Below are 12,827 nucleotides of genomic sequence, written 5' to 3' on the forward strand. Positions count from 1 at the left end.
AATAGGACGTATGGCCTTAATCGTACAAAAATATGGTGGCACTTCCGTCGGGACAGTCGATCGCATCCAAGCGGTTGCCAAGCGGGTTAAACAAACGGTAAACGCCGGGAATTCCGTGGTCGTTGTCGTCTCTGCTATGGGCAAAACCACAGATGGCTTGGTCAAGCTCGCCTCAGAAATTTCCGCCAACCCCTGCCGCCGAGAAATGGATATGTTACTCTCGACTGGGGAGCAGGTATCCATCGCCCTCCTGAGTATGGCCCTAAAAGAAATATATCAACCAGCCATCTCCTTGACTGGCGCTCAAGTGGGCATTGTCACCGAAAGTAATCAGCACACCCGCGCCCGTATTCTCAACATTAATCCCCAACGGATCGAGCGCCATCTGGGGGAAGGGCAAGTTGTTATTGTGGCCGGTTTCCAAGGGATTGCTCTTTCTGAGGATACGGATAGTCAAAATCCTGATGTAGAAATTACAACGCTGGGACGGGGCGGATCGGATACCTCGGCCGTGGCCTTAGCGGCTGCCCTGAAAGCAGATATTTGTGAGATTTATACAGATGTACCCGGTATTTTAACGGCTGACCCTCGCCTCATTCCCGATGCCCAACTGATGAGCGAAATTACCAGCGATGAGATGCTGGAATTAGCCAGTTTAGGGGCAAAAGTCTTGCATCCGAGAGCCGTAGAAATTGCCCGAAATTACGGCATTCCCTTAGTGGTTAAATCCAGTTGGACAGACGATCCGGGTACAAAAGTCACCTCTCCCACTCCCTTCCCCCGCCCATTGGAGGGGTTGGAGTTGGTGCATCCGGTAGATGCAGTGGAGTTTGATACCGATCAAGCCAAAGTCTCTTTATTGCGCGTCCCCGATCGCCCAGGGGTAGCCGCTCAATTATTCGGCGAAATTGGCGACCAGAATTTAGACGTAGATCTGATTATCCAATCTATTCACGAAGGGCAAACCAATGATATCGCCTTTACCGTAACCACCGACTCCCTGAAACGGGCGGAAGCCGTCTCTAATGCCATATTACCCGTTCTTTCCCAAGGGTCTAGCTTGAATAATGCGGAAGTCATGGTCGAGGACAATATCGCCAAAATTAGTATCGCCGGCGCAGGCATGATCGGCCGGCCGGGGGTCGCGGCAGAAATGTTTACGGCTTTAGCTGAAGGTGGGGTCAACATTCAGATGATCTCGACTTCTGAAGTAAAGGTGAGTTGTGTCGTCGAAGCCACAGACTGCGATCGCGCTGTCGCCATCCTCTGTCAAACTTTTGAGGTACAAGTGCAGGCCGCCAAGGCGGTTCGCGGAGCGATCCCTTCGGGAATCGCCGCCAACAGCCAACCCCCCGTCCGAGGCGTAGCCCTCGACCTGAAACAAGCCCGGTTAGCCCTGCGCCATGTGCCTGATCGCCCAGGAACCGCCGCCCAATTGTTCAAACTGTTAGCAGAACATAACATCAGTGTAGATATGATTATTCAATCCCAACGCTGCCGCGTGATTAACGGCCTCTATACCCGCGATATCGCCTTCACCGTGGCTGAAGCCGATGCACAAGCGGCTGGCAGCCTATTAGAGAAACTAGCCGCAGACTGGGGATCATCAGAAGTCCTCGTTGATCGGGCGATCGCCAAAGTCAGCGCCGTAGGTACAGGAATGCTGAATCATCCCGGTGTAGCAGCGATGATGTTTGCTGCCCTCTCCAAACAAGGGATTAACATTCAGATGATCGCCACCTCCGAAATTAAAGTCAGTTGCGTCGTTGATCGAGACTCTGGCGTAAAAGCACTGCAAGCGATTCACGCCGCCTTCGGCCTTGCCGGGAGTCAAAAAGTTACTGTTTCTGCTTAAGATTCTGATTGGGATTGATGTTGTACCTCATAGCAGAGGAAAGTGCTGTAGAGCTATCAAGTGGCGATCGTTAGCATAAGGTCTTGAGGATTAAACATTTTGCGTTTAGAGGCATTGAGAATTTCAATGCTAACGGGTTCATCATTTTCGTCATAGCTAACAATGACCCCCCAGGTTCGGAGATAGCATTAACTGGAAACCCATCGCGCAACATAAACATTAAAATGTCTGCTCTATAATGATCTAAGAATAGGGAACAAAACTCAATGTATCGGCACAGTTCCACAGAGTTACCACCCAAAGTTTATGCAGAAGCTGTTGTGGTAGCAGCAACGGGAGAATCTCTGCTTTCCTCTCCGACTCTGGTCACCAGTAAAAATGTGGCTCAGTTTGATGCTGACCCTCGTTTACTCAAAGAAACAGAAAATCGTCTGCGAAAAGCAAAATTTGAAGTCTTATCCGTGGGTCGCTCGTCGATTAGTATTGCTGGGCCGCCAGAATTATATGAGCGAGAATTTAATACCCGTCTGATCGCACGGGAGCGCCGGGTGAACAAAGGGTTTGCAGATTTCGCTGTGGGGACTTATCTGGACTCTTTGGACAATAAACCCAAAGGCGAAATTGATACCTCTCAAACGACTTGGGCAAATGAAGTGGCAGGTATTGCCATTAATGAGCCGATTTATTATGCCATTCGACCCAATATTCCGGCAGCGTTTCCCCCTCTAATCGATCGCTCCCGACATCTGCAAGTACCGGATGATATTGCCAAGGGGTTGAAGAGCGATCGCCTGCATCAACTTGGAATCACCGGTCGAGGGGCGAAAGTGGTGATGGTGGACTCCGGTTGGTACGAGCATCCCTTTTTCCGAAGAAATGGATACCGAGGAAAGGTGGTGTTAGCTCCCGGTTCATCGGAACCCGACAGAGACGATAACGGCCATGGAACGGGAGAGTCCGCGAACTTATTCGCTGTTGCGCCAGAGGTAGACTTTACCATGGTTAAGGCAGATGTGGCGCTGTATAAGCGATGGCGGAATGTGAATTCGATCGCTGCGTTTCGGGAGGCGATCGTTTTAAAACCCGATATCATTGTTTGCAGTTGGGGAAGCGACCAGAGAAGCCCTATTCTATCTCCTCATAACAAAGTCTTAGCCAGCTTAATTGCCGATGCCGTTCGTCAAGGAATTGTGGTTATTTTCGCCGCCGGTAACGGTCATGATTGGGGATTTCCGGCGCAACATCCGGAAGTTATTGCTGCTGGAGGGGTTTATATGCCCCCAGATGAGTCTCGTCGGCACGAATTGGAAGCCAGTAGCTACAGCAGTGGGTTTATCAGTCCCGTATATCCAGGGCGCACGGTTCCCGACGTTTGTGGTTTGGTCGGCCATCTTCCTGACGGACAATATATTATGTTGCCGATTCCACCGGGGTGTACAACGGACGATGGACATGCCAGGCGGGGAGATGGAACGAATCCTGATGATGGCTGGGCGGCTTTTAGCGGTACATCCGCCGCCGCTCCCCAATTGGCCGGGATTTGTGCTTTAATAAAACAAATTAATCCGAGTTTATCTCCACAAAGAATTACACAAATTCTGGAGAATACCGCCACCGATGTTACATTGGAATCGCAGAATTATCGAAGACACCAGGTGGGCATCGGTCGTGACATTCACACCGGACATGGTTTAGCCAACGCCTGGGAAGCCATTCAAGCTATTAAACCCAACGTAACAGAAAACCCTCCGCCCATTGCTACCCCTGCATCTACCCCACCCGTCATGACTCAGGCGGTTGGACTTCAACCCTCAAGCGTTACCTTATTTTCATCCCCATCTGAACCGACTGTATCGCCCACTGTTTTATCTAAGAGGAAACTGAAAATGTCTGCCGATTATCCCAAGCTCAGAGAAAAACTAGATGAGATTCGCAATGAGTTTGATGCAATCTTAAAGCGCAAGATTGAAGCCGGTGAAATTGAAGAAGTCGAGCTTTCTCTATCGGAGCATCATTTTAGTTCGCGATCGCCCCGAACCGATGGTCTTCTAGCCTTGGTTGCTTGTGTAAAAGAAGTCGATCCAGATGAAGAAAGTAAAACGGTTGTAGACGACATCCATCAAGTAATTACCCAAACCCTTGAGGCTAAAGGCTTGATGACTAAAGATTTGGAAACTCGACTAAATGATAATGAAGATTTCCAAAAGGGATTAGAGTATATCCTGGGAGAATCAAAGCCAAAACCTGAAATCAGCACCAAACATATTTATGCAGCCAAAAGCTTGCTGAAAGTGCGAGAATATCAAAAACTAGCAACCCGCGTTCTAATTGCTGGGATAAGTTCATTCGAGTCAGATATCTCTGGAGAAGCAGCTAAAGCACTAGGAGAATTTAGTGATAACATACAATTTAATCTGATTGATAGAGAAAATGTTTATCTTCCTCTAGAGGGTTATTGCAGTATGGTTGGGCCAGGCTGCTATACTAAAGATGCAAAGTGCTATACTGGGAAGACTTGTAAGAAAACTGAAGAGGTTGGGAACTGTGAAGGTTGTGAAAATCCACACTTCTAAGCCCCCTTCATAACATACTTTTTGTTCCTTAGCATTGTTTTTGGGAGATGTCTACTATAATACTTTTTATATTTCAAAGAAATTTTAGGAAGAAGCAAAAATCAGCAATCTTTATTTGGATTAACATCATCAATATCAATATATTTGGGTAAAATTGTATTACAAAGTATAGCTTTGTTAAGTTGATGTGGCGTTAACATCAATGACTTTTCTAGATTAACCTCAATTAAATTTGCTTGGTTAAAGTTCGCCCCTTTAAGATATGATTTTTGTATTGTAGATTCCTCAAGTATAGCTCCCTGAAAGTTTGCATTCAAAAGAAATGACCCGTTCAAGTTTACCCCTATAAGTTTAGCTCGCTCAAATTCTGCTTTTTCAAGTTCTGTGTCTTGCAAATTAGAATGCGAAAGATCTGCACTTTCAAAGTTAGCCTGTGATAAGTTGCTTTCATAAAGAAAACTATTTCTCAAGTTTTCATTGCACAGTTCAGCTCCTCTAAGCTGTTTTTTGTAGCCAGTCAAAACTATATATTGGAGGAAGAATTTGGTTGCTGCATTGGGTTGACATTCTTCATCTCTATAAAGTAATGAGAAAGCTTGATTAACCAGCCAGAAGTGTAATGGAAGCAATACTATGAATGCTGGAATAATCAAGATAGAACCAATCCTCAAGCTTCCCATTCTTTGTTTTCTCTGACTAGCTTTGATAAAATCTTTCGCTAACCCAGATAACTTGACTTCTGGATGGTCATATTGCATAAACTCTTTAGCATCTCTTAACCGTCGATCTTGCAAGAGATAACCGTTATTTCTGCCTTTCTTTTCCCATTCCTTAGCCTCAGCTTCAATTTTTTGTGCAGTTCTAATTGCTTCGCGACTTTCGTCAATCCATTCCCTCAGTTGAGACCAATTCCGAATTAAGGCTTCATGGACAACTTCCACCGTTTCTTGGTCGTTGGTATTTTGACTGGTCACCACTAAGCGGTAATCGGCTAATTTATTGACAAAATTCCAATTGGATACCCCAATTTCCGCTTGCGTTACCTGCCTGCGAGTGTCTCCCATTCCCTCTCCAGGGTTGACTAACTTCAGAAAAATTCGTTGAGCTGCTTTGGTTTCTTCCGGACTCAGCTTGCTCAAAATGCGATCCGCGTGACGAGTTAAAGCGCCCTGAACTTTGCCAATTTCTTGATAAGCTTGATGGGTAATTTTCTGTCCTTTGCGTCGCTTCCAGAGTTCGGTGAGGGCAAACTCTAGCAAGGGTAAATTTCCCGGTTCATCTTCCACATCATCCAGAATGGTTTCCACTAAACCCAGTTCAAAGGTTACCCCTAGTTTTTGCGCCGGTTTCTCAATGACATCCCGCAGTTCGGTATGATTCATAGCCCCCAATTTCATGTCATCCTTCAGCACTTGGGCAAAGGAGGCATAGGACAAGGCATTACCCAAGAAATCCGCCCGCATGGTGAGTACCAACACCAAGGGAGAATCGGAACTGGGAGTATAGATATTGTCAATTAAAATATCCAGAAATCGATGGCGAACTTTTGCATCGGTACAGACGGTATACAGTTCTTCAAATTGGTCGGCAATTAACAGGAGGCGATCGCCAGGATAATTGTCTTGAATGGTCGCAATAACATCCGAGAGCAACACCTCCCCACTGCGGAGAAGACCGGCCAAAGTATTGCCCTGAGCCAGTTGTTCTGTTTTATTCAAATCAGGCGTATACAGAGGAACCAGAGCTGTAGCCAGAGCATAAAAGGGATCGGCAATCTCCTGTTTATCTTGTTTGCGAATCACACCAGGGCGAAAATAAGTAAACTGCCAAGAGCCTTCCGCCTGTAATTTCGGCACTAACCCCGCAAACACCACGGAAGACTTGCCGCTCCCCGACGCTCCCAAAACGGGAATAAAATTGCGAGTTTGAGTGGCTTGATAGAGGTCTTCGATAAAGTCATCTCGGCCAAAAAAGTATTCGGCATCCTTGGGGCTAAAGTGAAATAATCCTCGATAGGGACAACGAAGGCTATCGGTTTCGGTAACGTCCTCATTTGTGCTTGCTTTGGGAGGGCTGTAGAAATAATTGTAGATAACGTTGCCCGTACCAATAGACAACCCCTTAATTTCCCCATCTACCTGGGAATGATATTGAGCCATTTCATCAGCCATCTTCCTTTCCTTATCCTGGATTGCATCAATTGTAACCGATGACTAGGAGCGCATGGCTTCTCAGTCATCTGTAGTACCTCCATTCAGTTCAATGACTACTGACCCTGTGACCTCAATTCAGGAACTTCTACCGTTTTCAAATCCAGGTACACTAGGAAAAAACCTGTTCTCTCTCCCAAGCGATGGTCTCTCATGCTGACATGGTAAGCCTCTGCCAACAGAGTGCGATCGGCAAACGCCTACCTAATGCCCTCTATGTTCATGTTACGGCTCTAGATGCTCTTGATGCTCAACTGCAAGAGTACGAAACCCTGGGTCGTCAAATTGCGGGAGACATGGAACCGCCAACATTAATTAAATTTCACCTGGATCAAGCCAAGATTTCCTATCTGTATTATCCCGATTTTGACCCCGACCCCCATCCCCGGCTGCACGCCAGTTTACAGGTAGACTTTACCCAAGAAAAAGCGGTTTATCGGGACTACCGCAACAGCGAAAATCCCCCGATTCTGCATCGCAAGGAAACCTTTGTTACGCTCCACTATCCCCACTATGAAAAGTTTGCCCAGTTAACCCGACAGGAAGAAGAATGGGGACTCTTAAATAAGCGAAGCGGGTTTTCCATTGGCACATTGAAGCATTGGCAAAAGTGGTTATCGGTGCATCGGGTCAGGATAGAAGATCATCGGGTGGTCGCCATGGAACACACCGTAAATACGACCTATGCACCGGTCATTGAAAGCTATAAAGCGGCCATGGTACGCAAGGAGTTATCCCGGCCTATGCGGTTGGCTCTGGAGGCGGAATTATTTACCCCAGAAACCACGTTTTTTGACTATGGTTGTGGCTATGGAGAAGATATTAAACAAGTCGCCCGCAAGGGATATAGCAGTAGTGGATGGGACCCTTATTATCGCCCGGATACGCCCCTTCATGAGGCTGATATTGTCAATTTGGGCTATGTGATTAATGTGATTGAAGACCAGGGAGAACGTCGGGAAGCACTGGTAAAAGCATGGGAGTTAACCCAAAAGGTGTTGGTGGTGTCGGCTCAGGTGTTGATTAGTGCAGCAAGCGATCGCCTCATGGCCTATGCCGATGGAGTCATTACCCAGCGCAATACGTTCCAGAAATACTACGAGCAGGAAGAGCTGAAAACCTATATTGATCAGGTCTTAGAGGTGGATGCTGTGCCTGTAGATTTGGGGATTTACTTCGTATTTCGCGATCGCACCCAAGCCGAGATTTTCCGCGCCTCCCGCTTCCATTCCCGTCTCTCTACTCCTCGCATCCGCATCGAAGTGCGGCGCTTTGAAGACTATCAGGAATTACTCACTCCCCTGATGGTATTTTTTACCGAGCGCGGACGCTTACCGAAACGGGGAGAATTAGCCCAAGAAGACCCCATTCTAGAAGAGTTCGGCACATTTCGCCGCGCCTTCAAACTCGTTCTGCAAGTCACCGAAGAAGACGAATGGGAAAAAATCGCTACCTCTCGCCGTCAGGATTTCCTGGTCTATCTCGCACTGTCTCATTTTAGCGATCGCCCCCAATTTCGCCACCTCTCCCCCATCATCCGCCAAGACATTCAAAGCTTATTTGGCAGTTATAAAAGCGCCTGTATTTTAGCCGATCAAATGCTCTTGAGTTTAGGGGATTTAGACTTTATTGCTCGCTGCTCCCAAAACTCCCCCGTCGGCAAATTCACCCCCAAATCCTTTACCGTTCACGCTCATTATCTCGACTCCCTCGATCCCCGTTTGCGGCTCTACGAAGGCTGTGCCAACCGCACCATCGGCCGACTCGAAGGAGCCACCCTGATTAAATTTCACCTCAACCTTCCCAAAATTTCCTATCTCTTTTATCCCGATTTTGACCAAACTCCCCACCCCCTCTTAAAAACCATCCTGCAAATTGACTTACGCGATTTAGCAGTCTATTATGAAAACTATGACGATCATCCCAATCCCCCAATTTTACACCGCAAAGAACAATTCATCGATTGCACCTATCCCCAGTTTTCCCAATTCCAGAAACTGAGCTTACAAGAAGAAAAATGGGGACTTTTCGAGGATTGGAAAGCGATCCAAACCCGTCGCGGATGGTTGAAATGTTTAGAAAAACATGGCGTAGAAATTAGAGGCTCTCAAGTCCGGTGGCGCAAAGACATTGACCCCTATCGCCTCAAACTCTTAAAATCTGCCCATAAAAAACGATTAGCTGCCTATAGAAAAAACAATAATTGTTAACAAATCATGGATAAAGACCGAATTTTAATTACCATTGGGTTTAGTTGTATCGGGTTATTATTGATCTTCACCCTCTATGCCGAAGTCATGCATCGCTGGCGCATTCATAAAGCCGATGGTGTTTGGTGCGTGTGGATGAATCCCCAGGGAAATAAAGAAGTGAATTATGGTCGAGAAAATTGCTCAGTTCGTCCAGATTAATCTCAGTTACCCCTCTTCTGTTAAACTGGGAAATTCTGACGAATTTCCGCCATTACAGCCCGCGATCGCGAAGCGTTTCATGTCGGCGACAGCCGAAAACGGAGTTTTATCGCGAAGCGAAAGAATCAGGGTTTCACCCCCCTTTTTCCGAAAGTGATAGAAGAGGGGTATATAGCTAGTCTAAATGAGTTGTGTCACTGGAAATGCCCTCTCCCTATATCCCTCTCCCATGGGAGAGGGACTTTTCCCCCTTCTCCCGCGGGAGAAGGGGGTAGGGGGATGAGGGGCAGCCATTACATAACTCATTTAGGTTTGCTATATATTTCGTCAACCCATTAAAAACTGAAGAATTAAGCGAGAGAGTATGACTGGACGTTTTAATTTAAAACCCTATTCTTACTACAATCACCACGTCAACAAGTGGATACAGGATTACTTGGTAATTGAGGCTCACTCCGATACCATTCTCGGTTTCTTTATGGAACCTCAACCGGGTGAGGTGTATGGGCAAACTTACGATCCGCAAGAAATTCGCAATCTGAGTGATTTTCCTGAGTATAGCAACCTGCGCTTTTTCTCAATTTATCCCCATGGTATCGAACCCCGATGGCAAGAGTTGGGGTTTACGCTTGAAGAGGCTTTGCCCTGGAAAGGAACAGCCCAACTGAAACCGGATGTGGCTCTCGGTTGGCATCAGGCGGGGTTTGCTCCCCACGAGGTGAGAGCGTGGCAACGAGGTCGGAACGGGACTCAAGATCCGGCGATCGCCCGCCGACTCTTAGATCTGGGCATTGAGCCAGAAGACTTAAAACAATGGCCAGTAAAGCCTGAGCAGATCCTAGCCTGGGTCGAACAGGGCTTTGATCCTCGGTCTACTGCCCCCTGGCAGCAGTTTCAGGAGCCGGATGCAGTGATGGCCCGCCAACTGTGCGATCGGGGCTACACGGCAAAACAATTAACTCAAGCTCACCTCAAAAGACTCTCCCTGGCTGAAATTGGGCAGTGGATAGAGCAAGGGTTTGATATCAACAATATCCGAGTATGGCAACAGTATGGTATCAGTCCCGCAGAAGCAGCCGGTTGGCAGGAATTAAATATTAAACCGGAAGATGCTGCCCAACGCCGCGATCGCGGGATTACCCTTGAGCGTCTACAGGCTTTGCAAGTCGATGGACAGTTACCCGATTTCTTGACCTCCTCACCCGCTCCCCAGGACTTAGCCATTCTTTTCTGGGGTTTTGATTTTCCCCATCAGCCGGATCGGCCTCCGGTTGATGAGTCTTTGGTGGGTCAAGTGGACGCACAGGGGTGTAAGGTGGATTTCTATGGTAAACCTGCAAATATCCGTTTTTTCTATGTCACGGTAGTGGCGGCTGAATGTCAATTACCTTGGAGGAATCAGCCTCCTTTGGGTAATGCGATCGAGCGGTTGGGACACCCTGCAATACAACCAGATTGGGTAGAGCGTCTGGCTGCCTTTTGTGCCGCTCATCAGATTCCCTGGCAGGAACCGGGTTGGCACGTTGCCACCCGTTGGGTATCGTCATGAGGGCATAGGGTATGGGATTTGATTTTGATGCGTTAGTTTTTTATGGGTTTGTGGTCAATACCGCTCAATCAGAGTCTGAGGTTTGGCAAGCTGGCTCGGATGTGATTCCTGGAGAAGGCTTTGTAGAGCGGTTTCAACGACGATTAGAAGCATCCCCACATCAACCGGATCTCCAGATCCATGACGTGGGGATAGGTGTGCGCTGTGATGAGGGGCAACCTCCGGGCCCTGTTTATATCTACGTGCGCGAGTCGGTCACCATGGGTTCGATGGGCAAAGCTAGTCCTCTTGATTTTGAGGTTTCATCCTCTTGGCCAACAAAAATTCGGCAGTTTTGTACCTTAATGGAAATTCCCTGGCAAGAGCCAGCATGGTACTGGTTTGGCACGGCCTCTGGCTAGTTGCGCTAAGGGCGGTAATGGTTCAAGATTTATGAATGCTTAAGGTTTCCTCCAAGCGATCGATCAACCCTTGAACATACTCCAGAGCCAGATGAATCGTTGCTGGATCGGTTAAATCAACGCCAACATACTGTTTTAGAGCCTCAACCTGATCCACACTTCCCCCTGTGGATAACAATTCTAAATATCCAGGGACAAATTCCTTACCCAGTTCTCGATATTGCTGATAACAGGCCAAGCTAACAATATGGGAAGCAGTATATTGATAGCAATAGAACGGTTTAAAGAAAATATGACCAATCCTTGCCCAATCATATTGATGTTCCGGCAATAGGGTAATCGCATCTCCGCAAAGCTGTTCATACAACTCCATCCACTTCTGATTGACAAAATGGTGGTCAAAACTGCCTTCTGTGGCTCGCTCATGGATGAGTAATTCTAGGCGACTAATGGTACTCTGGCGAAACAGTAAGCTTAATTGATCTTCAAGTTGTCCGGTTAAAATAGACAGCTTTAAGGCCGGATCAGAAGAGGCCAACAGAAAATCTAATAACAACAATTCGTTAAACGTAGAAGCGACCTCAGCCATGACCATAGGAGGATTGCTGTTAAAATAACTCTGGTGGTCATCAATCCAGGCAAAATGTAAACCATGGCCCATTTCATGGGCTAAGGTAAACAGGGAATCATAATCCTCGGTATAGGAGAGCAATAAATAACTATGTTTGCCATGGTTATAGGCACAAAATGCACCGCCCTGTTTTCCGGGTCTGACTTTGGCATCGACCCAATTGTTGAGGAAAAATTCTTCGGCGCGGCGAGCATAGTTAATATCAAATTGCTCTAGGGCGTTTAAGAGGGTTTCGACTCCTAAGTTATAGGGTAAAGAGGGGCTAGGATCTTGTGTCCAAGGGGCATAAATATCGCAACTGCGGATGGGTTCGCCTAGGGTTTTAGCCTTGAGATGATAATAGCGTTGAAAGAGATCGTAGCGATCGCCCATACCGGTCATAATCGCATCAAACACGGGCCGAGACACTCGATCTTCTAAAAGCTGTTTACTGAGGGTCGAGTCATGGCCCCGCATTTTATTTTCGAGCTTATGATCTTGGGCAACACTGTTGAGAATATAGCCATAGAGCAAGTTATGCTGCTGCATGACTTCCCGTAGGGAGATGTAAGATTGATAGCGAATGTCTGGGGAAGGATGTAAACGGAGGGCCGAAAGATCGGCTTCGGTTTCGGCCGTTTTTCCCTCTGGGGTGGTGACTGGGGTATACTGTTGTTCCCCTAGGTGCAAAGAGCGCAGTTGAATAAAAGCACTACGGCCGGTTAAATTATCCTGATTTCGGGTTTGTTCAACTTCTTCAGAAAGGGCGTAGGGGCGAAATTGGGCAATTTGTTGCAGGTAATAGCGATAGGAGGCTAAGAGGGGATCGTTTTGCAGATGTTCGAGTTGGGATTCAGATAAGTTTTTGAGTTCTAAATCAAAGAAGAGGACTTCATTTTCTAGGGTGGTGACGGCTTCCATTACCCGGTCGAGGAGTTGCTTGGCGGCGCTGTTGCGGGTGTCGGCAGCAAAGACTAGGCTGGGATAGGCCCAAAGGTATCCACAGGACTGAAAGAGGGTTTCGAGTTGTTGTAAACCGTTAAGGATTTGCTCTGGGGAGAGTTGGGAAATTTGGCCGCGATAGGTTTGGCGAAAGGTGGTGGCTTGCTGTTGGAGATAGTCGAGATCTTGCTGAATTTTCGGATCATCGAGTCCTTGATAGAGGTCGGAAAGATCCCATTCTTGGGGCGTTTCCAGTACGTTGGTGAGGGTCGTCAT

8 protein-coding genes and 1 pseudogene are annotated in these 12,827 nt (G+C 47.3%); 6 read left to right on the forward strand and 3 right to left on the reverse strand.

Features of this window, described 5'->3' with window-relative positions:
• Window positions 1-10: 10 nt before the first annotated feature.
• Window positions 11-1,855 (forward strand): aspartate kinase, encoded by a 1,845-nt coding sequence (locus PMG25_RS10445; protein WP_283766840.1) that lies wholly within the window; start codon window positions 11-13, stop codon window positions 1,853-1,855.
• A gap of 56 nt (window positions 1,856-1,911) precedes the next feature.
• Here PMG25_RS10445 and PMG25_RS24640 read toward each other — a convergent pair.
• Window positions 1,912-2,022, reverse strand: a pseudogene (locus PMG25_RS24640) (DUF2283 domain-containing protein); the annotation flags it as partial.
• 99 nt (window positions 2,023-2,121) lie between these two features.
• On the opposite strand from PMG25_RS24640, the gene PMG25_RS10450 reads away from it, so the two are divergent.
• Entirely contained in the window at window positions 2,122-4,428 is a 2,307-nt protein-coding gene (locus tag PMG25_RS10450) for a S8 family serine peptidase (protein WP_283766841.1), read from the forward strand.
• Between the two features lie 101 nt (window positions 4,429-4,529).
• Here PMG25_RS10450 and PMG25_RS10455 read toward each other — a convergent pair whose 3' ends face one another.
• Window positions 4,530-6,599 carry a pentapeptide repeat-containing protein gene (locus PMG25_RS10455; protein ID WP_283766842.1) on the reverse strand — a complete coding sequence of 690 codons (2,070 nt, stop codon included), beginning with the start codon at window positions 6,597-6,599 and terminating at the stop codon, window positions 4,530-4,532.
• Window positions 6,600-6,781: 182 nt separating this feature from the next.
• Between PMG25_RS10455 and PMG25_RS10460 the strand changes: the two genes are divergently transcribed.
• From PMG25_RS10460 to PMG25_RS10475, 4 genes are all read left to right on the forward strand, one after another.
• Window positions 6,782-8,848: a DNA phosphorothioation-associated putative methyltransferase gene (locus PMG25_RS10460; protein WP_283766843.1), complete on the forward strand. Its 2,067-nt coding sequence runs from the start codon at window positions 6,782-6,784 to the stop codon at window positions 8,846-8,848.
• A 6-nt stretch (window positions 8,849-8,854) separates the two neighbouring features.
• Window positions 8,855-9,049, forward strand: coding sequence for a hypothetical protein (locus tag PMG25_RS10465; RefSeq protein WP_283766844.1), 195 nt, complete (start codon window positions 8,855-8,857; stop codon window positions 9,047-9,049).
• A 364-nt stretch (window positions 9,050-9,413) separates the two neighbouring features.
• Window positions 9,414-10,598 (forward strand): hypothetical protein, encoded by a 1,185-nt coding sequence (locus PMG25_RS10470; protein ID WP_283766845.1) that lies wholly within the window; start codon window positions 9,414-9,416, stop codon window positions 10,596-10,598.
• Between the two features lie 11 nt (window positions 10,599-10,609).
• Complete coding sequence (locus PMG25_RS10475) at window positions 10,610-10,999, forward strand: hypothetical protein (protein WP_283766846.1); 390 nt, start codon at window positions 10,610-10,612, stop codon at window positions 10,997-10,999.
• Window positions 11,000-11,021: 22 nt separating this feature from the next.
• Here PMG25_RS10475 and PMG25_RS10480 read toward each other — a convergent pair whose 3' ends face one another.
• Complete coding sequence (locus tag PMG25_RS10480; RefSeq protein ID WP_283766847.1) at window positions 11,022-12,827, reverse strand: M3 family oligoendopeptidase; 1,806 nt, start codon at window positions 12,825-12,827, stop codon at window positions 11,022-11,024.

This window comes from Roseofilum capinflatum BLCC-M114, from assembly GCF_030068505.1.
Taxonomy (GTDB): domain Bacteria; phylum Cyanobacteriota; class Cyanobacteriia; order Cyanobacteriales; family Desertifilaceae; genus Roseofilum; species Roseofilum capinflatum.